This window comes from Streptomyces sp. NPDC007808, from assembly GCF_042868655.1.
In the GTDB taxonomy this organism is placed as follows: domain Bacteria; phylum Actinomycetota; class Actinomycetes; order Streptomycetales; family Streptomycetaceae; genus Streptomyces.
This window is the reverse complement of record NZ_JBIAEQ010000004.1, coordinates 495,824-518,591: the sequence shown is the minus strand read 5'-3', so window position 1 is coordinate 518,591 and position 22,768 is coordinate 495,824. Positions and strand designations below refer to the sequence as shown.

The window sequence follows — 22,768 nt, the reverse complement described above, 5'->3', positions numbered from 1 at the left end:
GCAGGAACTGATCGAAAGGACCGACCGCGTGATCATCTTCGGCACCAAGGGCTACCTCTACCAGCTGGCGATACTGACGCTGGTGTGCGGCCAGTGCGGCAACCCCGCCGCGCACACGCTCCGCAAGCGCGTCACGAAGTTCACGCTGTTCTTCGTGCCGCTGTTCCCGTTCTCGACCAAGTACGCCACGCAGTGCACCTTCTGCGGCGCCGAGCAGAAGGTGACCGCGGAGCAGGCCGAGCAGCTCCAGGCACAGGCCGTCCCCGGCGGTGCCCACGACGGCCGGCAGCCGTACGGGCAGTCGCCGCAGCAGCCCTACCGGTACTGATCTCAGGACCGGTTCTGCTTGGACCCGCCCAGCGCGTCGGCGGCGTGTTTCGGACCCGGCCGTGACGAGAACTGACCGACGAGTTCCCGAAAGCAGATCAGGGCGGTGATCGGTGGAATTCCGACGATCACCATCGCGAGCAGGGAATGCGGGGACTGGCCGATGCAGAGCGCCACCGCCGTGCCGGAGGAAACCAGCATGACGGCCCAGGAACGCCGGGCGGTTCTCCGCTGAACCGCGGCTCGCAGGATGGACAGTCCCGCTAACATCCACGGCCCGTACACCGTGAGCGGCCACCATTGCGCCAGCTTCGGCGACACCACGAGCAGCGCGATGGCGCGGAGCTGATCGTACGAGTACGAGATGGACCAGGTCAGCATCGTCACCGCGCACACCGTGATGGCCGCGACCAGGACCGCGACAGTGATGACCTTGGGGTTGCCGGCAAGGAAGTGCGAGCTCGCCTGGTGCCGTCGCCGGTTGACCGGGCGGCGGGGGCGGCGAGCGCCGTCCGACAGCGGCGAGGCGGGGGTCGGCAGGGGTGGAGCGGGGTTCAGGTCGACCCCGTGCGTGGTGTTCAGCATCTGCGCCAGTTCGGCGTCCGGATCCCAGCCCTCGGACGTGATCGTCGGATCGGGGACCTGCCAGAAGTGCTGCGTGTCGACCTGTTGAGTGAGCGGCTGTCCGTCTAGCGCGTCATAATCGGACCTCATTTTAAAAGTTCTCCACTTCCCTTGACTCCCTGAGATATTCACTCTCCATCCGACTGATGGTTCTCAGGAAGTCGTCAAGCAGATCCGAGCAGTGTGTGATGCTTTCCGCAGTGGTCTGATCAGCTGCCTGCCAGAGGCGGAGCGAGCCGTCCTCAGCCGCATATCTTTCCTGCCAAGTCACGTCCACCTAACGAGCACCGGACGGCGCAGGACATCTGGCATTCGGGGGAATATCCGTCAACGGTGATTATCAGGAATATCCAATGCCGTCGACTTCCCAATGAAATTCCGAATATGTGTGGACCGTACCGCTGGGCACACCTCGCTCCCTGCGTGACCGGGCGCGTGACCCGTCGAATCATTCGCGCGAACCGTGGCGTTCCCAGCGGGACGGCATCACGCCGGCCGACCCGGCCGGTGGTGCCGGCGCCGGGCACCGGGGAAGCCGGTCGTCACCGCCGACCGCCGAACTCCCACGCGTGGACCTCCACGTCCGCGTACCCGTCCGCGCTCAGGACCGCGCGCGCCGTCTTCGGATCCGGGGCCCTGAGCAGCACGGCCGTGCCCAGCCAGGCGGTGCCGTCGTCGGACAGCAGCGGCCCGTACGCGATCAGCTCGTCACGGTCGGCCGGCACGGTGAGGTCGACGGCCCGTCCCGCGCCGAGGCCGAGCACCAGATAGCGGTCGCCGCCGGTCGGGCCGCCGGGGAAGTCCCACATCGTGCGCCCCAGCAGGTTGCGCCACCTGCGCAGCAGCACGTCCCGGTACACCCCGGCCCGCTGGTTGGGCTCGTCGAAGGCGAACGCGCGGGCGGCGGCCGGACCCGACAGGTCGACGACGTGCACACTGCCCGTGGGCGTCTCGCCGTCGGCGGCGAAGGTCGGGCCGCGGGCGATCAGCTCCTTCGCGTACCCGTCCATGTAGGTCCAGTGGGCTTCCTGCAGCTCCTCGCGCAGGGCGAGCGAGGCGGGGCGGTCACGGTGGTAGCAGAAGAACTCCATGGCCCCAGACCCTGCCCAAGGCCGACCTTCTTCTCAACGGGCTTTCCCGGCGCGGGACTTCACGCCCGCGGGCGGGGGGACTTCCCGGGCTCGACGGCGCCGATGCGCAGGGCGGGGCCGGCGCACCGGGCGGGGCAGGCGCACCGGGCGGGTGTCGGTCGCGGCTGTGCGGGAAGGCGCAGCAGGAGGAGTACCCACGGCCGTCCACCGTGCGGACGGGTCGGCCCGTGCCCTTCGGGGCGAGCGGCAGCGTGGGAAAGAAGCCGGCCAGGGCGGTGATGCTATGGAATCGCTGGTCTTCGACAGCGACGACCTCCAGGTGACGGAGGACTTCCTCAGTCGTGCCTACGCGCGGATGCGCATCGGCAGCGGCTCCCCCGGCGCCAGCAGGGCCCGTATCCAGCGCGACACCATGCCGTCGGTCAGCGTCGACGAGCTCGACCTGAACTTCGAGATGAGCTACTCGGTCACACCGCTCGGGAAGATCTGCCTGTGCATGGTCCACGAGGGGACGATCCAGGACCACGTCCTGCCAGGTGTCCGGGACAACTTCGGGCCCGGCGACCTGGTGATGTTCGCGCCGCCCCATCTGTCGTACGCGGGCCGCATCTGTTCCGCCCGCTACAACATCACGATGCTGGACCCCCGTCTGCTGGACCAGGTGGCCGCCACCGGCGCCGAGGCCCCCCAGGAGCCGGTACGCCTGACCGGGCACCGCCCGCACTCCCCCGCCGCGGCCGAGCACCTGCGACAGACCATCGTCTATCTGCGCGACCACGTGCTCGCCGACCCGGCGGTCCGCGAGCAGCCGCTGGTCGCGTCGACGAGCAGTCAGATGCTGGCCGCCTCGGTCCTGGCGGCCTTCCCCAACACGGCGGACACGGACGACAGCGCGCAGGACCGCACCGACGCCCGCTCCACCACCCTGCGGCGGGCCGTCGCCTTCATCGACGACCACGCCGACCAGCCCCTCACCGTCGCCGACATCGCGGCGGCGGCCCACGTCACCGTACGAGCCCTGCAGTACGCCTTCCGACGGCACCTCGACACCACCCCGCTCGCCTATCTGCGCCGGGCCCGGCTCGCGCACGCCCACCGCGAACTGCGGGCAGCCCAGCCGTCCGGTGACGTCACCGTCGGCGACATCGCCGCGCGCTGGGGCTTCGCGCATCCCGGCCGTTTCGCAGCGCTGTACCGAGACGCCTACGGCACCAGCCCCTCCCGCACCCTGCACGGCTGAGCGGCCGGGGGCGGACGGGGCGCGAAGTCGGACGGCGGTCACACGGCGGCCGTCCGGAACTCGGGGGAGGGCGGTCTACGGCGCCCCAGCGCGGCGTCCAACTCATGGCGGATCTCGGGCGGCAGCCACCCGTACTGCGGCCACCGCACCAGATGCTCGGCCACCTCACGCAGCTTGGTGTTCGTGCGCTGGGAGATATCCCTGAGGATCTCCCAGCCCTCCTCGGGCGGCAGGCCCCCGTAGACGAGCACCACCCCGATGGCCTGGTCGACGACGGCGTGCGAGACGACGGCGTGCCGCATCTGCGCCAGCTCTTCCTCCAGGGCGGCAACCCTCCTGAGCTGATCCTCTTGCTCTGTCATGCCGCGGGTCCTGCTCTCCGATCGGATGGTCGTGTCCCGTGACGGTCATCTGCCCCGGTCACACGGCCGCAGTGGCGCGGGAAACGAAACGTGCCGCCGCCACAGGCCGGAAAACGAACACGCACGGCCTCCGGATGGGCGTCCTGTCCGAAAAGCGCGCCCGGCCGCCCGGCGGCGGCCCGGAATCCCGGCACAGGACTGTCGCCCTCACTCGCACACGTGCATGATTACCCGGTTGTTTCCCCTGGTGCTGACGAGGTGAGCGGTGCGCACGCGAAGAGCCGGGATGTGTACGGCGGTCATGAGCACCACCCTCCTGCTCGCCGCGGCCTGCGGCCCCACCCCGGACAAGGAGGCCGCGCCGGCCCGGCCCACCCCCGTCCAGATCGCCGACGCCCCCGCGCAGTTGCCCGTGCCCCGGGGCAAGGGCAGCAGGACACCGGACGACTTCAACGGCGACGGTCATCGTGACCTGGTCCTCAACGACCTGGCCAAGGCCGATGCCCACGCCGACGACGCGGGCATCGGCATCGTCTACGGCAGCGAGCACGGACTCACCCCGGGCGCCCGGCAGTTGCTCAGCCCCGGGCGGCAGGCCGCCCCGACCAAGGGTCGGCTGCCGGCGGTGTTCGACGCGGAGGCCACCTGCGATCTGGACAAGGACGGCTTCACGGACCTCGTCGTCTCCACCGACCCGCCCTTCGACGGCCAGGGCAGGCCCCCGGTCCCCCTCCAGCTCCTCTTCGGCTCCCCGCAGGGCCTCACGGGCAAGGCGGTCAAGCTCGCCATCCCCGATGCCGCCCGCGTGGGCAACGACTGGCCCGACCAGCCGGTGTGCGGCGACTTCGACGGCGACGGCACGCAGGACCTGGTCGTCCACGCGTCGGGCGGCCGACTGTCCTTCCTGCGCGGCCCGTTCACCCGCAAGGGCGGCCCGAGGGCGGCGGGAGCCCCGATCCAGGCGCCCGGCAACGCCCCGACGGGCCCGTCCGCCGACGTCGACGACGACGGATACGACGACCTGGTGGTCCGTACGGCACAGGGCGCGGGCCGTTCGGCCCTCGTCCTCGGCGGCCCGGCCGGCCCCACCCGCACCGCAGCGGCGCTGCCGGCCGGCATCGACGTCGCCCTCGGCGCCTTCGGCAAGGGCGAGGACGGCCTCGACGCGGCGGTCGGCACCATGGGCGAAACGTCCCTGCGCTACGACCTCACGGCAGCGGCCGTACGCGGCACCCTCGACGTCCCCGGCTCCGTGCTCGACGCCGCCGACTTCGACGGCGACGGTCTGAGCGAACTCGTCTCCAGCGGCTCGCAGGTCCGCGTCTTCCGGGGCCGTGCGGCCGGCCTCACGGCGGCGGGCATGGTGACCGTGCAGCCGCCCGCCCGGGGTACCACGCGTGTCGTCACGGTCGGCGACTTCGACGGCGACGGGCGGGACGAGCTGGTGGTGCGGACGTATTCCGACGAGACCAAGGACACGGTGGCCGTGTATCCGGGGATGAAGAAGGGGCTGGTGGCGACGGAGCCGTCGGTCTCCTTCTCCACGTCGGAGTTCCTCACGCCGTAGGCACCGCCCGTCGGTCACCGACCCCGCCCGTCGGTCACCGACCCGCGCGCCGACGCCCCGGGCCGGGCCGTCGTCCGGGGCGACCGGACTTGCGGACCGAAGCTGACCGCAAGTCCTTCTACGTTCCTTTCATGACGCAGACGCAGCCGCAGAAGCAGAAGCAGAAGCAGACCCAGGCTCTGGCTCAGCCCCAGGCCCAGGCCCCGGCCCAGAAGATCCTCGTCGGTGGAGCAACCGGCACGGTCGGCCGCCGGATCGTCGCCGAGCTGCTGGCCCGCGGGCACGAGGTCCGCGCCCTCACCCGGGACCCCGCCAAGGCCGCCTTCCCGGCCGGCGTCGAGGTCGTCCGGGGAGACCTGACCGAGCCCGACACCCTGATCCCGGCCCTGGAGGGCGTCACCGGCCTCCACCTGATCACCTTCGGCGGGCCCTACTTCGCCCCGCTGGAGACGGGCCCCCGGATCCTGGAGCTGGCCCGCGCGGCCGGCGTCCACCGGGTCACCGTGCTGCACGGCGGCGGCCCCAGCCCGCTGGAGGACGCCGTACGTGCCGACGAGGGCGTGGGGTGGACCGTACTGATGCCGGTCGAGTTCATGGCGAACGCCCTGGAGTGGGCGGACGGGATCCAGGGTTCGGACGAGGTGCGCGAGCCGTTCGTCGCCCGGCTGAGCGCCATGGTGCACGAGGGCGACATCGGCGCCGTCGCCGCGGTCGCGCTCACCGAGGAGGGCCACGGCGGTCAGGAGTACGTGATCACCGGGCCCGAACTGCTCACCGTGGGCGACAAGGTCGCGGCGATCGCCGCCGCCCGCGGCCGGGAGATCGCCCTGGTCGAGCTGACCGAGGAACAGGCGGTCGAGCAGTGGCGGGCGGCGGGGCAGCCGGAGGACGTGATCGCCTTCCTGCTGGAGGCGTACGGGAACACCCCCGAGGTGGGCCGCACGGTCGTCGACACCGTCGAGAAGGTCACGGGCCGCCCGGCCCGCACCTTCGCCCAGTGGGCCGCCGAGCACGCGGACGCCTTCATCAGTCGCTGATCAGGAGATACGGCCCCGGACGTCGGTCCCGGCAGTCGGTCATCCGGAAGCCGACCGGAAACAGAGAAGGCAAGGAGTCCGCTGCTCCTTGCCACTCTCAACCTATAGCGCACGGGGGGCCTTGCGGCAAGACCCCCCTGGTGCAGCAGAATCTCCCGCCTGAGCCAGAACCTGCGGAAAATAAGTGATGCGCGAGGTATGCGCACTTTGGGGGATTCATGATCGACGTGATCATCGCCGGCGGTGGCCCGACCGGCCTGATGCTGGCCGCCGAACTCCGGCTGCACGGGGTGCGTGTGGTGGTGCTGGAGAAGGACCCGGAGCCGACCAAGGTGGTCCGTGCACTCGGACTGCACGCGCGCAGCATCGAAGTGATGGACCAACGCGGCCTGCTCGGGAGGTTCCTGGAGCACGGGAAGCAGTACCGGGTCGGCGGCTTCTTCGCGGGGATCGAGAAGCCGTGGCCCGAACGGCTGGACACCGCCCACGCCTACACCCTCGGCATCCCGCAGACCACGACCGACCGCCTGCTGGCCGAACACGCCACCGAACTCGGCGCCGAGATCCGGCGCGGCCACGAACTGGTCGGGCTGAGTCAGGACGAGGACGGGGTGAGCGTCGACCTCGCCGACGGCACGCGACTGCGCTCTCGCCACCTCGTCGGCTGTGACGGCGGCCGCAGCACGGTGCGCAAGCTCCTCGAAGTCGCCTTCCCCGGCGAGCCCAGCTCGGTCGACACCCTGCTGGGCGAGATGAAGGCGGGCGTGCCGCACGAGGAACTCGTCGCGGTGATGACCGAAGTCCGCAGGACTCAGAAGCGGTTCGGCTTCATGCCGCTCGGGGACGGGGTGTACCGCGTCGTCGTACCCGCCAAGGACGTGGCCGAGGACCGCAGGACACCGCCGGACTTCGAGGAGTTCAGGCAACAGCTGCGGGCGATCGCCGGCACCGACTTCGGCGTGCACTCACCGCGTTGGCTGTCCCGCTTCGGCGACGCGACCCGGCAGGCCGAGCGCTACCGGGTCGGCCGGGTGCTGCTGGCCGGCGACTCCGCGCACATCCATCCGCCGACCGGCGGGCAGGGGCTCAACCTCGGCATCCAGGACGCTTTCAACCTCGGCTGGAAACTGGCCGCCACCGTCAACGGCTGGGCTCCGGAAGGGCTGCTGGACAGCTACGAGCGCGAACGGCACCCGGTGGCCGCGGACGTGCTCGGCAACACCCGTGCGCAGATGCTGCTGCTGTCCACCGAGCCCGGCCCCCTGGCGGTGCGTCGGCTGCTGTCCGAGCTGATGGACTTCGACGACGTGAGCCGGTACCTCACCGAGAAGATCACCGCGATCGGGATCCGCTACGACTTCGGCGAGGGGCACGAGTTGCTCGGCCGGCGGCTGCGGGACGTGGAGCTGAAGCGCGGGCGTCTCTACTCCCTGATGCACGGCGGCCGCGGACTGCTCCTCGACCAGACCGGCCGGCTCTCGGTGGCGGGCTGGGCGGACCGGGTCGACCACGTCGTCGACGTCAGCGAGGAACTGGACGCACCCGCCGTGCTGCTGCGGCCGGACGGCCATGTGGCGTGGGTCGGTGACGACCAGCACGACCTGCTCGGTCGGCTGCCCGAGTGGTTCGGGGCCGCCGCAGCCGGTTGAACACGAGGACGGGGCCGGTGCCGTGTCAGGGCACCGGCCCCGAGTGCCGAACGCCGCACCTACGCCTGCACCTGCACTGCACTGCACCTGGCTGAAAACACCCCACGAACCACGCCGCTCCCCCCGCCTCGAAGAATTACCGAACGCACGTACAACCCTTACGCCCCACCGCGAGTCTCCTGATCGCCAACCACCCGTGAATCCGAGGACAACTTCCGGCCAACACGGGCGGACCCCGGCACCCAACGACTGCCGATGCCCCGCCGGGCATCCCGCATGCCGCAGGAGAACCCCGCATGCACCACGCGCACGCGCACCCGCACAGGCACCCCCGCCTGCGCATCGCCCTCGCGACGGCCACCGCGGCCGCACTGACGGGCGGACTGCTCACGCTCACCGCCACCACGGCGACCGCCGCCGACTCCGCCCACGTCCCGCAGGCCGACTTCAACGGCGACGGACGCGGTGACGTCGTCGCCTCCGCGCACGGCGCCTACGTGAGCGGCCGCGAGCGCGCCGGCCAGGTCGTCGCGCTGTACGGCACCGCCACCGGCGTATCGTCCGCCAAGCGCACGACGATCAGCCAGAACACCACCGGCTCCCCCGGCACCGCCGAGACCGGCGACGGCTTCGGCGCCGAGACCGCGTACGCCGACTTCAACGGCGACGGCTACGACGACCTCGCCGTCTCCTCCCCGTGGGAGAAGGTCGGCACCGACACCAACGGCGGCGGCGTCGCCATCCTGTGGGGCTCCACGAGCGGCCTCACCGGCAAGGGCGTCACCGTCGCCGACCCCGCCCCCTCCTCGCACGACTACTGGGGCAAGGACCTCGCCGCAGGCGACTTCGACGGCGACGGCAAGGCCGACCTGGCCGTCGGCAACTCCTCCAGCACCATCCACGTCTTCAAGAGCGGCTTCAGCACCTCCGGCACCCCCGGCGGCCGCTACACCGTCAAGCCGCCCATCCAGAACGGCTCCAACGACTTCCCGCACGGCCCGCTGAGCCTCACCGCCGGCGACGTCAACGGCGACAAGCGGACCGACCTGATCGTCGACGGCTACGAGACCCAGACCGACTACGGCTGGAACACCAACTACTACGTGCCCGGCACCGCGAGCGGCCTGAGCACCGCCTCCGCCAAGGCCCTCAAGCCCGGCATCATCACCGCCGTCGGCGACATCAACGGCGACGGCTACGGCGACATCGTCAGCGGCGCCGGCTGGGACGCCACCCTCGACGACGGCACGCCCGTCCCGGACGCCGCCGACGGCGGCAAGGTGAACATCACGTACGGTTCCGCCTCCGGACCCGCTGCCACCACCGGCGTCACCCAGAACAGCGGCAACGTCCCCGGTAGCTCCGAGAAGGGCGACGGCTTCGGCTGGGACCTGGACCTCGGTGACATCAACGGGGACGGCTACCAGGACCTGGTGATCGCCTCCCCGACCGAGGACATCGGCGGCGTCGCCGACACCGGCCAGGTCACCGTCCTGTACGGCTCGGCGGGCGGCATCGACACCACCACCGGCGTCCAGGGCTTCGCCCAGAGCACCGCGGGCGTCCCCGGCAACGACGAGAAGACCGACCTGTTCGGCGCCGACCTCAAGCTCGACGACGTCACCGGCGACGGCAAGGCCGACCTGGTCATCGGCTCGTACGAGAACTCCGGCAACGGCGGCCTGACCTACCTGCCCTCCAACGGCACGAAGATCACGACGTCCGGCTCGCGCAGCGTCGCCCCGAGCGACTCCGGCCTCTCGACGACCGGTTCACCGCAGTTCGGCGCGGTCTTCGCGGACTGACGGCCGACCGGATCGACTTGATCGACCCGACCGACCGGACCGACCCGACCGACCCGACCGACCGGACCGACCGGACCGACTGACCGGCCGAGGGAACGAACGGACCGAAGGGGCCGACGCAGCCCCCCGGACCGACCGGACCGACCGGATCGACGGACCGACCGGATCGACGGACCGACCGGACCGACCGGATCGACGGACCGACCAGCGAGCCGTACGGCTGCGCCGCACCCCGCAGCGCAGCCGTACCCGGCCCGCATCCCGGCCGGGCCCGCCCGTCCCCACGGGCCCGGCCCCCCTTTCCTCCCAGGAGCACCCGACCTTGCGCAAGCGCACCCTCCTCCTCGTCGCCGGCCTCACCACCGGCCTGCTCACCGCCCTGCTGGCCGGCCCCGCCGCCGCCGCGCCCTCCGGTCTGTCCGGCGACTTCAACGGCGACGGCTACCGTGACAGCGCGGTCGGCGCCCCGTGCGCCACCGTCGGCTCGGCGTCCTGCGCCGGCGCCGTGGTCGTGCTGTACGGCTCGTCGTCCGGGATCTCCGCCACACGTAAGGCCGTGATCACCCAGAACTCCACCGGGGTTCCGGGCACCGCCGAGTCGGGCGACCTGTTCGGCGCGAGCCTCGCCGCCGCCGACCTGGACCGCGACGGCTACTCCGACCTCGTCGTCGGCGCCTCGAACGAGGCCATCGGCGACCGTGAGGGCGTCGGCTCCGGCACCGTGCTGTGGGGCTCCGGCACCGGGCTGTCCGGCGGCAAGGGGCTGCCGCAGCCGTCGACGCTCGTCGAGTACAGCAACTTCTCCCAGGGCGCCGCGACCGGCGACTTCGACGGTGACGGCGACACCGACGTCACCCTCGCCGGCCGCACCCACACCCGCATGTACCTGGGCCCCTTCACCCGCACCGGCGGCCCGCTGAGCCACTACCGCGTCGGTGAGATCGGCACCACCTACGAGGCGATCGCCGGGGACATGACCGGCGACGGCGCGGCCGAGCGCGTCCACCCGCACGCCGTGGACGGCGACCCCGGCGGCCAGATCCTCTACTACCGCAAGACGAGCACGGGCACCGTCCTGACCGAGCTGCCGAACGCCGACGGCTCCGACGGCTCGATCGCCGACATCGACGGCGACGGATACGGCGACCTCGTCCTCGGCGACCCCACCGACCCCTCCGAGCACAAGCCCGGCGGCCACAAGGGCGGCCAGATCACCGTCTGGTACGGCGGCCCCGACGGCCCCGACCCCGCGCAGACGCCGACCGTCGTCCACCAGGACAGCACCGACGTGCCCGGCTCGGGAGAGACCGACGACCGGTTCGGCTCGGCTCTGAGCACCGGCGACATCAACGGCGACGGCTACGCCGACGTCGTGGTCGGCGCCCCCGGCGAGGGCGTCGGCTCGGCGGCGGAGGCAGGGTCGGTGACCGTGCTGTTCGGCTCGGCCTCCGGACTGACCACCAAGGGCGCCAAGTCCTACACCCAGAACACCACCGGCGTGCCCGGCACCGCCGAGACCTCGGACCGCCTCGGTGCCGCGGTCGACCTCACCGACCTGACCAAGGACGGCAAGGCCGACCTCGTCATCGGCGTCGACAACGAGAACTCCACCGGCGGCGTCTGGACCCTGCGCGGCACCTCCACCGGCCTGACCACGACCGGCGCCAAGGGACTGACCGCGGCCGACGTCTCCCTCAGGGGCGGCTACTACTTCGGCTCGGCGATCGCCCAGTGACCCGCCCGGCCACCACGCCGACCGGCGACGCGACACCACTCAACTGCTGATCCAGGAAACGGACTCACGGGAATCTCCATGCGCAAGCGAACACTTCTCCTGGCCGCGACCCTCACCACCGGCCTCCTCACCGCCCTGCCCGCCACCACGGCGGCCGCCGCCCCCTCCGGCCTGTCCGGCGACTTCAACGGCGACGGCTACCGCGACGCCGTCATCACCGCCCCGCTCGCCAAGGTCGCCGGCCGCAGCAACGCCGGCAACATCGCCGTCGTCTACGGCACCGCGAGCGGCCTGGACACCACCAAGCGGCAGATCATCAGCCAGGACACCACCGGCATCCCCGGCGTCCCCGAGAGCGGCGACTACTTCGGCGACCGCGTCACCACCGGCGACCTGGACGGCGACGGCTACACCGACATCGTCGTCGGCGTGCACGCCGAGCAGATCGGCTCGACCGGCGACTCCGGCGTCCTGACCGTGCTGTGGGGCGGGGCCACCGGCATCAAGAGCGGCACCGACATCAGCTCGCCGCTCCCCGAGAACCGCTACGAGCTCGGCTGGTCCGTCGCCGCCGGCGACTTCGACGGCGACGGCGCCACCGACCTGGCCGCGGTGAACATCGCCGCTCCGGGCCTCAACGTCTTCAAGGGCCCGATCTCCCGTACCGGCGTGGCCGCGGGCCTCAGCGGCATCGACACCCAGGACCAGACCGGCGTCGGCACCGAGCAGATCACGGCGGGCGACGTCACCGGCGACGGCAGGTCGGACCTGCTCGTGCTGGGCCAGGAGGAGATCACCGGCGGCTTCCGCACCCGCGGCGTCCTCTACAAGGGCTCGGCCTCCGGCCTGACGGCGGGCGCCAAGGTCGCCGGCGGTTACGCGGCGGTCATCGCCGACGTCGACAAGGACGGCTACGGCGACATCGTCACCGGCAACTTCATGGAGAAATCGACCGACGAGCCCAACGGCGGCTACGGCGGCGCGATCACGGTCACGTACGGCGCCGCCACGGGCCTGTCCAGCCGCACCCCGGTCCGTATCACCCAGGACACCACCGGCGTGCCCGGCGCATCCGAGAGGAACGACGCCTTCGGCTGGAGCCTCGCCGCCGGTGACACCAACGGCGACGGCTACGCCGACATCGCGGCCGGCGTGGCGAACGAGGACCTGAGCGGCAAGACGGACGCCGGCTCGGTCGTGGTCCTGCGCGGCTCGGCCTCCGGCCTGACGGGCAGCGGCGCCAAGTCGTTCTCCCAGGACACCAGCGGGGTCCCGGGCACCGCCGAGTCGTACGACTACTTCGGCCACTCCGTCTTCCTCACCGACGCCAACAAGGACGGCCGCGCCGAGCTGATCAGCGGCGCCCGCGGCGAGAACGACGGCGCGGGATCCGTCTGGGTGCTGCGCGGCACCTCCACCGGCATCACGGCCACCGGCGCCAAGTCCTTCGGCAGCACGACGGTGGGCGGCCCCTCGGGCCTGGCGTACTTCGGCGACGTCCTGTCGGGCTGACCCGCCTGAGCGGCGGTGCGACCCCCGGTTCCGTACGGCACAACCCTGACCGGCCACCGGGAACCGCACCGCCGCACCCTTAGGGGATGTCACAGCTCGGCAGCAAAGCCGGGCCCTGACCGCAGGGCCCGGCACGCGAGCCGCCCGGACCAGGTACGTTCGAAGACGTGGCTGGATTCAGGATCGGACGCGGCAGCCGGAACAACGGCACCCCGCAAACGCGACCGCAACAACCTCCGTACGGGCAGCAGGCGCCCCAGGGGCCGTCGTACGGCTATCCCCCGCCGTCACAGCAGCCGTACGGCGGCTCGGCGGGCGGTGGCGGCTGGCCGCAGGCGAACAGGGGTGCAGGACACGGGGGTTACGGCCCCGGGGGTCACGGTGGCCACGGCGGCCCCGGCGGCCACGGCGAGCCGGAGTACTTCGGCGACGCCGGCTACCCGCACGGACCCGGCGGCGGCACCCCCGACCCGTACGCGGCGAACAACCCCGGTCACACACAGGCGTTCTCGGTCGGCGAGGACCCCTACACCCAGGGCGAGACCTACCACGCGGGCGCGGCCCCGGCCGCCCCGGTGGGCCCCCGTCTGCACTGGAAGGACCTGCTGCGGGGCATCGTCCTCTCCCCCGGCCAGACGTACCTCCAGATGCGGGACTACTCGATGTGGGGCCCCGCCCTCGTCGTCACCTTCCTCTACGGCCTGCTGGCGGTCTTCGGCTTCGACGGCGCCCGCAACGACGCGATCAACGCGACCCTGTCCAACGCGGTCCCGATCGTCCTGACGACCGCCGTCGCCATGGTCCTGTCGTCCTTCGTCCTGGGCGTGGTCACGCACACCCTGGCCCGCCAGCTGGGCGGCGACGGCGCCTGGCAGCCCACGGTCGGCCTCTCCATGCTGATCATGTCCCTCACGGACGCACCCCGCCTGGTCTTCGCCATGTTCGCCGGTGGCGACGCGACCTTCGTCCAGGTCCTCGGCTGGGCGACCTGGGTGGCCGCGGGCGCCCTCCTCACCCTGATGGTCTCCAAGTCCCACGACCTGCCGTGGCCGAAGGCCCTGGGCGCGAGTGCGATCCAGCTGGTCGCGCTGCTGTCGATCGTGAAGCTGGGTACGTTCTAGAACCCCGCGGACACCCGAAAGGGCCCCCGGCGCTGCTCGCCGGGGGCCCTTTCGTCACGCTTCTCGACGTACGTCCGCACAGGACCGCGCCCACTCAGGCGTCGAGCACCTGCCCGGCCCGCCGGACGACGGGCGGCTCGACGCTCCACGGGAAGTTGATCCACTCATCGGTGCGCTTCCACACGTACTCGCATTTCACGAGGGAGTGCGACTTCTCGTAGATCACGGCGGACCGCACCTCGGCGACATGCTCGACGCAGAAGTCGTGCACGAGCTTCAGCGTCTTGCCGGTGTCGGCGACGTCGTCGGCGATCAGGACCTTCTTGTCGGTGAAGTCGATCGCGTTCGGAACGGGCGCGAGCATGACGGGCATCTCCAGGGTGGTGCCGACGCCCGTGTAGAACTCCACGTTCACCAGGTGGAGGTTCTTGCAGTCCAGGGCGTAGGCGAGGCCACCGGCGACGAAGACCCCGCCGCGGGCGATGCTGAGCACGATGTCCGGTTCGTACCCGTCGTCGGCGATGCTCTGCGCGAGCTCGCGGACAGCCGCGCCGAACCCCTCGTAGGTCAGGTTCTCCCGCACGCCCGACTCACTCATGCCGCCGCTCACTCCCGCGCTCACACCTGGGTCCGGTGGAAGTTGAGGTAGGACCGGGAGGCGGTGGGCCCGCGCTGCCCCTGGTACCGGGACCCGTAGCGCTCGCTGCCGTACGGGAACTCGGCGGGCGAACTGAGCCGGAACATGCACAGCTGGCCGATCTTCATGCCGGGCCAGAGCTTGATGGGGAGCGTCGCGAGATTGGACAGCTCAAGCGTGACATGCCCACTGAAGCCCGGGTCGATGAACCCGGCGGTGGAGTGGGTGACCAGCCCGAGCCTGCCGAGGGAACTCTTCCCTTCGAGCCGTGAGGCAAGATCATCGGGAAGGGTGATGACCTCGTAGGTGGAGGCGAGAACGAACTCACCGGGGTGCAGGATGAACGGCTCGTCGCCCTCGGGCTCCACGAGCCGGGTCAGATCCGTCTGCTCCACGGAGGGGTCGATGTGCGGGTACCGGTGGTTCTCGAACACCCGGAAGTAGCGGTCCAGCCGCACGTCGATGCTCGACGGCTGCACCATGGATTCGTCGTAGGGATCGATCCGTACCCGCCCGGCGTCGATCTCGGCCCGGATGTCCTTGTCTGAGAGAAGCACGCCCCGAGGATACGCAAGGCGCGCGGAACGGCCACAATCAAGCCTCCCGCGCGCCCGGCACCACACCTGCTGTCACAGCACTTACGACACCTACTGCTGTCCTGCTGCCCCTGCGGTCACTGCTTTTCCTGGTGCCTCTGCTGTCCCTGCGGTTACTGCTGTCTCAGCTACCCAGCTACCGCTTGCCCCGACTACTCCCGCTACTGCTTCTGCAGCGCCACTGGCACCACACTGCGGAGCCGGGCACACCGGGGACACCGGAGAAGCCGCCCGGGGCCGAGTCGCTCGGCCTGCTGCATCGGGAACGAAGCGGTGCTGAACACGTGCCCATCGGCACAACGGACGACGGTGCGCTCCATCAAGTCCAAGAGTCCCTTCCCCAAGAGCCGCGTCGGCTGCTCACCTGCCTGACGACGAAAGGCCACATTACGGGATCAAAGGAACGGCTCTCCAGGCGGCACTCCGACCCCGCCCGGACCCTCTCCGACCCCACCACCGTACGCCCCAACTCCGGCCCCGCGTACCCACATCCACCCCCTGAAACCCACTCAGGCCCCACGGCTTCAGCGCCGGGGACCGAGGATGAGGTAGAGTGACGAGGCAATCGGACACCGGCTCCGGATGATCTCGGGGCGGGCGTCTTACGCGGGTGTAGTTTAATGGTAGAACATCAGCTTCCCAAGCTGAGAGCGCGAGTTCGATTCTCGTCACCCGCTCCACGACTAAGGCCCAGGTCAGAGACCCGGGCCTTTTTGCTGTCCGTGGTGATCAGCGGTCGCGTGCCAGATTCGTGCCAGATGGCTGATCGTTTGGATCAGCGGGGTCTGCTTCTGGCACGGCTGCAGCTTTCTGGCGTTCCTTGCGTACGGTCGCGTCGAGTCCGGCAGCGACATCCTGCTGTCGGTCGTCGTCGGAGTGCTGATAGATCAGGGCGGCCTTCTCGGAGGACTGGCCGGCGCGGACCATCGTGTCCTTGAGGGTGGCGCCGGAGCGCGTCGACAGAGTGTGCCCGGTGTGGCGAAGGTCGTAGAACCGGAAACCCTCGGGCATGCGGACGATCTCACGCGCCTTGCGCCACTTCGCGGAGCCCCCTTCTCGCCGACGAAGAGCAGCCCGTCGGGGCCCGACTCGGCGTAGTTCTCCAGGTGCCAGCGGAGCTCCCGGCGGAGGAACGCGGGAAGAATCACAGTCCGGGTACTGGCCTCGGACTTGGTGTCGCCCTGGACCCGCCGCCCGTTCATCCGCTCCGGCTCGGCGATGCGGACACGGATACGAAGGTTGTCGAGGTCGACGTCCCGGCGACGGAGGCCGGCCACGTCTTCCGGGCGCATCGGACCGTAGGCGCCGAGATAGACCATCAGGCGCCACCGCATCCCGCTGGCGTTGGCGAGCGCGTCGACCTGGGCGACGGTGGCGATGCGCCGCTCAGCTGCCTTCTCCTTACCGGCCACCTTGATACGGATTGCGCGTGATCAGCTCGTCATCCAGGGCGGCTTCCATGATGGCTTTCAGCAGCCGGTACGCCTTGGCTGTGATCGTCTTGGCGCCCGTGATCCGTAGACGTTCGGCCCTGCTACTCGCGGACGCGCGGTGCGGTGATAGCGGTAGAGGTCCCGAGACAGTGGAGCCAACTCCCGTCATCATGGCGGATCTCCGTCTGCTTCTCAGCAAGCCAGTCGTCCGCATCCGCCGTCGTCTCGAAGGTGACCGGGCCGGACGCACCACGCCGTCAGGCCCCGGGTAGCGCGCTTGGCCGGACGGGAGCCGTCTGATCGCACCGAAGCGGCGTCGCCTGCCCTGGCTGTTGGCAAGCGCATACGCCTTCGGCCTGGAGCACCTGACTGCCCGCCCTAACGGCCAAGTCGTGCAACAGCCTCAGTCTTCTCGACCCAGTCGAGGTACCACTCCGCGAATCCGACCTGCTCAAGGGGACTGAACCGCCCGTCCCCTGGACGCTCATCGACCCACACTTGCCCGCGCTGTGGGCCAGACACGACCAGCCAGTCGAAGTAGCCGCACCCCTCGTGGCTCAGGCACACAGCGCCGGACAAGAACCAGTCGGACAGCCTCTCGTCCTCCTCCAGCCAGGCTCGGTACGCCGCGTCGAAGACTGCTTCGTCCTCGAAGTCGGTCTCGACGGGCTCCTTGCGCTCATGCTCAGCCTGAGCACGTGCACTCTCTTCCACATCCGGGAAGGGGACGCGCAGTCGCTCGTGGACGGTACCGCCGCCAGGGTCACTCCACAGCCACCCGGCATCTGCTCGGGCCAGGGTCGTGAGCCCATAGAAGGGTCCGGCACCGCCGGCGCCGACTTCGAGGAGGAAGGCCCGGTAGTCCGCAGGCAGCGAGACATCCCACTGAGCCTCCGCCTCGGCGACATCCGCCTCTGACAGGGGATCAGCAAGTCGGAAGTGGTGCCCAGTGGCGCCGTACTTGTCCCACGCGCCGAAGACCTTCCGCGCCTTGTCGGCACGGGCCAGGGCCTCCACCCGCTCTCGGACACCTTTCCAGTTCATCGCCCCCATGAACCGAAGCGTAGGCCAAGGGATCTACGCCGGGCCACATGCAGCCAAGCCGAGACACGCGATGTCAAGCATCAGATGAAACCGCCCGCTTCCATCTGCCCAACGCTGAACCCGCTCCAGTGGCAGAAGAACTTCCTGCCCTGATCGGCGAGGCCCCCAGTGGGTTCGAGGCAGGGGCCTTTTTACATGTACCGGTCCGCTGAACGGAGCAACTCGGCGTGCGCATGACCGGAGCGGGACCGAGCGTGGACCCATGAGCATACGGCCCTGGGTGATCGTGGAGTCGCCTGACAGTCGCGGTCTTCGCGCCATCACCATCCACGGCGAGAAGGTCGACAGTGCCTGGTCCCTTCGCGAACTGCGAAAGGTGCTCCGTCGCCTCGGCTACCCGGAAGACATGGACCTAGATGACCCCTCCTGTGTCCTCTGGCGTGGCGGCGGCAGCAGCACATGGCCGGGCAAGGGCTGGAGGCGGTATGCGGTCATGGTTCTCATGGTCCTGGGGTTGCTCGCCTCGCTGGGACTGCACGTTGTCATCGGCTGGCCGGACGCCCTCGGAGCACTCACCTTCGCGCAGCGTCTGATCGGCGTCCTGTTTCTGGTGGCAGCCGCGGCGGAGGGCCTAGCGGCGCTCGCGGTCATCGACTACTGGGGCAGACGGCAGCTCAGGATATCAGGCGCTTTTGTCTTTCTCGGCGTGCTCATCGCGCTGGCCACCACGAGCCTTCTGCTCTTCTTGTGGCTTGAGGAGCAGGAATTCATACCCGCCCTCCCGTTCTTCGTTTCCCTGTGGGGGTGGTCGATATGGGCCACCTTCGTCGTCATCCACCAGAAGGCGTGGCGGGGAATACCTTACCCGAAAAAATTCGCCGCCGGGGTCGCCGCAACGGCTCTCCTGTCAGCCGTTAGTCTCGGATATTCGACCCTTTACGCACCCACGGCCGCTCCCATGCATTTCAAACTGAGGGCCGATTTCGGTACCCCACGAACGAGCTGGGACCAGCCCTACATCCATGTTCCGCTGGCACTTTATGCCAAAAATGACGGGCAGGTTCCGGTTTACATCGTCGTCGACGACTGCACCGTTTACGGCTACTCGTCTAAATTCGCCCGTAATGGTCAGGCGCTCCAGGAATGGAAGCATGATGGGGAGTACTCCGAGCCCGCAGAGGCGGAAAGCTATGAGAGTGAACTCGAATTCGGGATAGTCGGGTCCGGGCAGTTCCAAGGGCCGGGCACCATACTTGACGAGGGGGAAGAATTCAAGATGGAGAGGGTGATCACGCTACCCAAGGACACCAAATTCGAGACACTTGATGCCAAGCTGCAATTCGCCGTACTGAGACAGGACAGAGGCAGGATCAATGAGTATTCGTTTTTCCCAAGGCCCTCCTGGCAGGAAGACGAGGGTAGATATCACTGCCAGCCCGAGGAATGTGGAGAACGTCTACTGTATCACAGCAGGGTGAGCTACAACAACAATTTGATCAACGTGACGCGCAAGCCACGATATGTCCTGGCTTACTGGTCACCGGAAGAGGCAGCGGACATCTTCGTTTCCTCTTATGACTTCAAGAAGAAAGGGACGTCGATCTTCGACGCCTATGAAAATCTGGATCCGAAGGATTTGATCACGGAGAGGCGGAGGTACGGCATCTGGTGGGCCAGCGTCAACCGTGAGGTGTCCGTCCATGGACTGCTGAAGCAGGCCAGGTCATGACGCCTGGTGCCGTCCTCGACGTCCGAGTGCGCCCACCTGATCCGGGTGACCGTAAGGCATGCCCCCTCGTCACTTCGTCGCAAGTCAGCGCAGGTAATTACCGCCAAGAAACCCAAGCTTCCCAAGCTGAGAGCGAGTTCGATTCTCGTCACCCACTCCAGAATGAAACCCCAGGTAAGCGGCCTGGGGTTTGTTTGTTGTCTAGTCCCATTTACGAGGGCCGTGCCCTCTGCATGCCCTAAACCGAGGAAGACCCCTCAGACACACCCGCCTGTTCGGCGCGCCGCCCGCTCAGGACGCGCCGGGGATGGTCATCCCGAAGCCGTGGGTCACGCCAGCTTCTTGAGCAGTTCGGCTGCGGCGGGTCCGGCGGAGGCGGGGTTCTGACCGGTGACCAGGTTGCGGTCGACGACCACGTTCGGGGCCCACGGTTCGCCCTCTTGGTAATCCGCGCCGATCTCGACCAAGCGGTCCTGGAGCAGCCACTTGGCGCCCGCCGCCAGACCGCTCTGGATCTCCTCGGCGTTGCTGAAGCCGGTCAGCCGGTAGCCGACGAAGGCATTGCCACCGTCGGCCTCGGTGGCTGCCAGCAGCGCGGCCGGGGCGTGGCAGACCACGCCGAGCGGCTTACCTGAGGCCAGGGTGTCGATGAGGAGCTTGCCGGAGGTGGCGTCGACGGCCAGGTCCTCCATCGGGCCGTGGCCACCGGGGTAGAAGACCGCGGCGTAGTCGTCGAGGTCGACGTCCTGCAGCCTGACGGGGTGCTGGAGCTCGCTGATCGAGGCGAGGGCGGCCGCCATCTTCTTCGCGCCCTCCTCCCCGCCGTTGAACTGCGGCGCCAGGCTTCCCTGGTCCAGGGGCGGCACGACGCCGCCCGGCGTGGCCACGACGATCTCGTGGCCGGCGGCGGTGAACGCCTCGTACGGGGCAACGAGCTCCTCGGCCCAGAAGCCGGTCGGGTGCTTGGTGCCGTCGGCGAGCGTCCAGTGGTCGGCGCCGGTCATCACGAAAAGGATCTTCGACATGGTGCAGTCTCCTAGAGCCGGGTTTGGCTGGGTCGTTATTCGGTGCCGGCCAAGGCAGCGAGGATCAGGTCGCTGACGGCCTTGGTGGACACCGGGTTCTGTCCGGTGATCAGGCGGCCGTCGCGCACGGCGTGCGGCGTCATCGGGACGGTGGCGCGCACATACTTGGCTCCCTTCGCGCGCAGCTCGTCCTCCAGGAGGAACGGCACCCTGCTCTTCACGCCGGCCAGCCGTTCCTCGACCGTCGCGAAGCCGGTGACGGTGCGGTTCCGTACCAGGGGGTTTCCGTCGGTGTCGCGGAGGTTGATGAGCGCGCAGGCGCCGTGGCACACCGAGGAGACGATGCCGCCGTCGGCGTAGATGGCCTGGGCCGTTCGCTGCAGGCCGACGCTGTCGGGGAAGTCCCACATGGTGCCGTGACCACCCGTGAAGAAGATCGTGGAGTAGTCGTCCGGATCTGTGTCGGCAACGGAAGGGGCGGCTTTCAGGGCGTCCATGAAGGCTTGGTCGTCGAGATAGCCGCGGACCGTCCGGTCGACGAACAAGCGACCGAGGCTACGAGGGTCGAGCGGCACCTCGCCGCCCGCCGGGCTCACCACGTCCACCGTGTGACCGGCCTTCACGGCCTTGTCGTAGAAATGGACGAGCTCGCCCAGCCACAGTCCGGTCCGGTGCTCGCTCGCCCCATAGGTGGCCTGATTGGTCACGACCGCAAGAATCTTTTTCCGTCTCACTTTTCCCTCGTCTCCTGGGCGGCCGGCCCCTGGTTTCGAAGCTAAAGCTGTTGATGTATCGGCGCCAATGAAGAGACCGATGGCGGGTATCGAAGAACCGATGCCTGAGCCGGGGACATACGGCACCTGGCCGGCCTGCCCATCTCGTAGGCTCGGAGCCGTGAGCGATCACGACCTTCATGGGTCCGGTCCGCTGGACCTGAACCTGCTGCGCACCTTCCTCGCGGTGCACCGCCTGGGCTCCTTCACCGCGGCGGCGCGCTGGCTGAGCCTGTCGCAGTCCACCGTCACCACGCATATCCGGGCACTGGAGAGGCGCCTGGGCCGCGAGCTGTTCGAACGCCGGGCGCAAGGCGTCACTCCGCTGCCCCAGGCGGACGAACTCGCCACCCGGCTGTCGGGGCCCCTCGACCAGTTGGCTGTCATCACCGGCGAGGAACCGAGCAGCACCGTGGGGCCGGTCCATCTGGCGGGACCCGGGGAGTTCCTGGGCACTCTCGGCCTCACGGTGCTGGCCGAGTTGGTCACGCAGGGCGTCCGGCTGCGGGTGGCCACCGGGCTGACCGAATCACTTCTCGAAGAACTGCGGGCCGGGCGCCACGACCTCGTCGTCGCCACCCGGCGGCCCCGTGGCCGGACGCTGCACGCCGAACTCCTCGGCGACGAGGAGTTCGTCCTGGTCGCCGCACCGGTATGGGCAGAACGGCTCACGGGGCAGGAGCTGCCCACCGCCCTGGAGAGCCTTCCACTGATCGCCTACGCCGAGGATCTGCCCATCGCCCGCCGCTACTGGCGCCACGTCTTCGACCGCCGTCTGCACGCCCAGGCCGCGATCACCGTCCCCGACCTGCGCAGCGTCCTCACCGCCGTCACCGTCGGCGCCGGCTGGAGTGTCCTGCCCAGCTATCTGTGCCGCACCGAACTCGCCTCCGGCGTCCTCCGTCTGCTGCACCAGCCGGAGGACCCGCCGATCAACACCTCCTACCTCGTCCAGCGCCCGGGCAGCTCCACCAACCCACACGTGACACTCGTCCGCGATCACCTGCTGGCCGCCGCGAAAACCTGGTGAGCCGACCCAGCGGCGCCGGGGCCCGACTGGATGCCGATGTGCGATGCCGAACTGCCCGCCCGGGATAGGTGTTTTCGCAACAGCAGGGACGCGTCTGGACCTGAATGCGATGGAGTGTGCTGCCCAGACGATGACCGGGACGCTTGGGTGAGTACACGCAAGCGTGCAAGCTGCCGCCCGAGTCGTTGCAACTGGCCACCCGCCTCGGGAACCTGTGCGGGGAACACGGGGGTTCGGGGCAAGTGGCTGCTCTTGGACATGGTGACGGATCGTTGGGCGAACCTGGCGGCCCGGGCCCGCGCGCACCCGGCTGGGTCGGCGACATGCCGTCCAAGCTCCTGTGGCACGAGGGCGCTGGCCTTCCCGCGCATCCGCCGTCAAGTCCGGGCGGATGACCGAACAGAGGCTCCGAGTTTGCATCTGTAAGGCTG

The 22,768-nt window shown here is 69.4% G+C and carries 19 protein-coding genes, 1 tRNA gene and 1 pseudogene; 12 read left to right on the top strand and 9 right to left on the bottom strand.

Annotation, left to right across the window (positions count from 1 at the left end; translation table 11 throughout):
- Positions 1 to 28 precede the first annotated feature (28 nt).
- The gene (locus ACFYNL_RS18155; protein WP_388803980.1) at positions 29 to 328 is read left to right on the top strand and encodes a zinc-ribbon domain-containing protein; all 300 of its coding nucleotides are present in this window, start codon (positions 29 to 31) and stop codon (positions 326 to 328) included.
- 2 nt (positions 329 to 330) lie between these two features.
- Here ACFYNL_RS18155 and ACFYNL_RS18150 read toward each other — a convergent pair whose 3' ends face one another.
- Positions 331 to 1,041 carry a DUF2637 domain-containing protein gene (locus tag ACFYNL_RS18150; protein ID WP_388803977.1) on the bottom strand — a complete coding sequence of 237 codons (711 nt, stop codon included), beginning with the start codon at positions 1,039 to 1,041 and terminating at the stop codon, positions 331 to 333.
- Positions 1,042 to 1,493: 452 nt separating this feature from the next.
- Positions 1,494 to 2,042, bottom strand: a complete 549-nt coding sequence (locus ACFYNL_RS18145; RefSeq protein WP_388803974.1) for a YciI family protein — start codon at positions 2,040 to 2,042, stop codon at positions 1,494 to 1,496.
- Between the two features lie 283 nt (positions 2,043 to 2,325).
- Here ACFYNL_RS18145 and ACFYNL_RS18140 point away from each other — a divergent pair, with 283 nt between their 5' ends.
- Positions 2,326 to 3,282 (top strand): helix-turn-helix transcriptional regulator, encoded by a 957-nt coding sequence (locus tag ACFYNL_RS18140; protein ID WP_388803971.1) that lies wholly within the window; start codon positions 2,326 to 2,328, stop codon positions 3,280 to 3,282.
- A 38-nt stretch (positions 3,283 to 3,320) separates the two neighbouring features.
- Here ACFYNL_RS18140 and ACFYNL_RS18135 read toward each other — a convergent pair whose 3' ends face one another.
- The gene (locus ACFYNL_RS18135) at positions 3,321 to 3,644 is read right to left on the bottom strand and encodes an ANTAR domain-containing protein (RefSeq protein ID WP_388803968.1); all 324 of its coding nucleotides are present in this window, start codon (positions 3,642 to 3,644) and stop codon (positions 3,321 to 3,323) included.
- A gap of 301 nt (positions 3,645 to 3,945) precedes the next feature.
- Here ACFYNL_RS18135 and ACFYNL_RS18130 point away from each other — a divergent pair, with 301 nt between their 5' ends.
- The 7 genes from ACFYNL_RS18130 (at position 3,946) to ACFYNL_RS18100 (ending at position 14,070) form a co-directional block, all read left to right on the top strand.
- Complete coding sequence (locus ACFYNL_RS18130) at positions 3,946 to 5,211, top strand: FG-GAP repeat domain-containing protein (protein WP_388803965.1); 1,266 nt, start codon at positions 3,946 to 3,948, stop codon at positions 5,209 to 5,211.
- Between the two features lie 131 nt (positions 5,212 to 5,342).
- The gene (locus ACFYNL_RS18125; protein ID WP_388803962.1) at positions 5,343 to 6,248 is read left to right on the top strand and encodes an NAD(P)H-binding protein; all 906 of its coding nucleotides are present in this window, start codon (positions 5,343 to 5,345) and stop codon (positions 6,246 to 6,248) included.
- A gap of 218 nt (positions 6,249 to 6,466) precedes the next feature.
- Entirely contained in the window at positions 6,467 to 7,897 is a 1,431-nt protein-coding gene (gene rox, locus ACFYNL_RS18120; RefSeq protein WP_388803960.1) for a rifampin monooxygenase, read from the top strand.
- Between the two features lie 296 nt (positions 7,898 to 8,193).
- A complete protein-coding gene (locus ACFYNL_RS18115; RefSeq protein WP_388803957.1) occupies positions 8,194 to 9,702 on the top strand; it encodes an FG-GAP and VCBS repeat-containing protein in 1,509 nt (502 codons plus the stop codon).
- A gap of 322 nt (positions 9,703 to 10,024) precedes the next feature.
- Positions 10,025 to 11,437, top strand: a complete 1,413-nt coding sequence (locus ACFYNL_RS18110; protein ID WP_388803954.1) for an FG-GAP-like repeat-containing protein — start codon at positions 10,025 to 10,027, stop codon at positions 11,435 to 11,437.
- Between the two features lie 78 nt (positions 11,438 to 11,515).
- Complete coding sequence (locus ACFYNL_RS18105; RefSeq protein WP_388803951.1) at positions 11,516 to 12,949, top strand: FG-GAP and VCBS repeat-containing protein; 1,434 nt, start codon at positions 11,516 to 11,518, stop codon at positions 12,947 to 12,949.
- Between the two features lie 167 nt (positions 12,950 to 13,116).
- Positions 13,117 to 14,070, top strand: coding sequence for a Yip1 family protein (locus ACFYNL_RS18100; protein ID WP_388803948.1), 954 nt, complete (start codon positions 13,117 to 13,119; stop codon positions 14,068 to 14,070).
- A 94-nt stretch (positions 14,071 to 14,164) separates the two neighbouring features.
- On the opposite strand, the gene ACFYNL_RS18095 is transcribed toward ACFYNL_RS18100, so the two are convergent.
- A complete protein-coding gene (locus tag ACFYNL_RS18095; RefSeq protein ID WP_388803945.1) occupies positions 14,165 to 14,668 on the bottom strand; it encodes a phosphoribosyltransferase in 504 nt (167 codons plus the stop codon).
- 20 nt (positions 14,669 to 14,688) lie between these two features.
- Positions 14,689 to 15,264 (bottom strand): dCTP deaminase, encoded by a 576-nt coding sequence (dcd, locus tag ACFYNL_RS18090; RefSeq protein ID WP_019754014.1) that lies wholly within the window; start codon positions 15,262 to 15,264, stop codon positions 14,689 to 14,691.
- 645 nt (positions 15,265 to 15,909) lie between these two features.
- Between dcd and ACFYNL_RS18085 the strand changes: the two genes are divergently transcribed.
- Positions 15,910 to 15,983, top strand: a tRNA-Gly gene (locus tag ACFYNL_RS18085).
- 49 nt (positions 15,984 to 16,032) lie between these two features.
- On the opposite strand, the pseudogene ACFYNL_RS18080 reads toward ACFYNL_RS18085, so the two are convergent.
- Both ACFYNL_RS18080 and ACFYNL_RS18075 read right to left on the bottom strand, forming a co-directional pair.
- Positions 16,033 to 17,037 (bottom strand): annotated as a pseudogene (locus tag ACFYNL_RS18080) (tyrosine-type recombinase/integrase).
- 77 nt (positions 17,038 to 17,114) lie between these two features.
- On the bottom strand, positions 17,115 to 17,789 hold the full coding sequence (locus tag ACFYNL_RS18075; protein ID WP_388803941.1) for an SMI1/KNR4 family protein: 675 nt from the start codon (positions 17,787 to 17,789) through the stop codon (positions 17,115 to 17,117).
- A gap of 253 nt (positions 17,790 to 18,042) precedes the next feature.
- Between ACFYNL_RS18075 and ACFYNL_RS18070 the strand changes: the two genes are divergently transcribed.
- Positions 18,043 to 19,509, top strand: a complete 1,467-nt coding sequence (locus ACFYNL_RS18070; protein WP_388803938.1) for a hypothetical protein — start codon at positions 18,043 to 18,045, stop codon at positions 19,507 to 19,509.
- Between the two features lie 329 nt (positions 19,510 to 19,838).
- Here ACFYNL_RS18070 and ACFYNL_RS18065 read toward each other — a convergent pair whose 3' ends face one another.
- Both ACFYNL_RS18065 and ACFYNL_RS18060 read right to left on the bottom strand, forming a co-directional pair.
- Positions 19,839 to 20,534, bottom strand: coding sequence for a type 1 glutamine amidotransferase domain-containing protein (locus ACFYNL_RS18065; protein ID WP_388803935.1), 696 nt, complete (start codon positions 20,532 to 20,534; stop codon positions 19,839 to 19,841).
- A gap of 35 nt (positions 20,535 to 20,569) precedes the next feature.
- Positions 20,570 to 21,241 carry a type 1 glutamine amidotransferase domain-containing protein gene (locus ACFYNL_RS18060; RefSeq protein ID WP_388803932.1) on the bottom strand — a complete coding sequence of 224 codons (672 nt, stop codon included), beginning with the start codon at positions 21,239 to 21,241 and terminating at the stop codon, positions 20,570 to 20,572.
- Positions 21,242 to 21,428: 187 nt separating this feature from the next.
- Between ACFYNL_RS18060 and ACFYNL_RS18055 the strand changes: the two genes are divergently transcribed.
- A complete protein-coding gene (locus tag ACFYNL_RS18055) occupies positions 21,429 to 22,337 on the top strand; it encodes a LysR family transcriptional regulator (RefSeq protein ID WP_388803929.1) in 909 nt (302 codons plus the stop codon).
- Positions 22,338 to 22,768: the final 431 nt, after the last annotated feature.

Coding starts and splice junctions, on each gene's coding strand:
- rox (WP_388803960.1), top strand. CDS start 6,467: ATGATCGACGTGATCATCGCCGGCGGTGGCCCGACCGGCCTGATGCTG.
- ACFYNL_RS18105 (WP_388803951.1), top strand. CDS start 11,516: ATGCGCAAGCGAACACTTCTCCTGGCCGCGACCCTCACCACCGGCCTC.
- ACFYNL_RS18115 (WP_388803957.1), top strand. CDS start 8,194: ATGCACCACGCGCACGCGCACCCGCACAGGCACCCCCGCCTGCGCATC.
- ACFYNL_RS18075 (WP_388803941.1), bottom strand. CDS start 17,789: ATGGGGGCGATGAACTGGAAAGGTGTCCGAGAGCGGGTGGAGGCCCTG.
- ACFYNL_RS18130 (WP_388803965.1), top strand. CDS start 3,946: ATGAGCACCACCCTCCTGCTCGCCGCGGCCTGCGGCCCCACCCCGGAC.
- ACFYNL_RS18135 (WP_388803968.1), bottom strand. CDS start 3,644: ATGACAGAGCAAGAGGATCAGCTCAGGAGGGTTGCCGCCCTGGAGGAA.
- ACFYNL_RS18145 (WP_388803974.1), bottom strand. CDS start 2,042: ATGGAGTTCTTCTGCTACCACCGTGACCGCCCCGCCTCGCTCGCCCTG.
- ACFYNL_RS18125 (WP_388803962.1), top strand. CDS start 5,343: ATGACGCAGACGCAGCCGCAGAAGCAGAAGCAGAAGCAGACCCAGGCT.
- ACFYNL_RS18065 (WP_388803935.1), bottom strand. CDS start 20,534: ATGTCGAAGATCCTTTTCGTGATGACCGGCGCCGACCACTGGACGCTC.
- ACFYNL_RS18140 (WP_388803971.1), top strand. CDS start 2,326: ATGGAATCGCTGGTCTTCGACAGCGACGACCTCCAGGTGACGGAGGAC.
- ACFYNL_RS18150 (WP_388803977.1), bottom strand. CDS start 1,041: ATGAGGTCCGATTATGACGCGCTAGACGGACAGCCGCTCACTCAACAG.
- ACFYNL_RS18095 (WP_388803945.1), bottom strand. CDS start 14,668: ATGAGTGAGTCGGGCGTGCGGGAGAACCTGACCTACGAGGGGTTCGGC.
- ACFYNL_RS18070 (WP_388803938.1), top strand. CDS start 18,043: ATGAGCATACGGCCCTGGGTGATCGTGGAGTCGCCTGACAGTCGCGGT.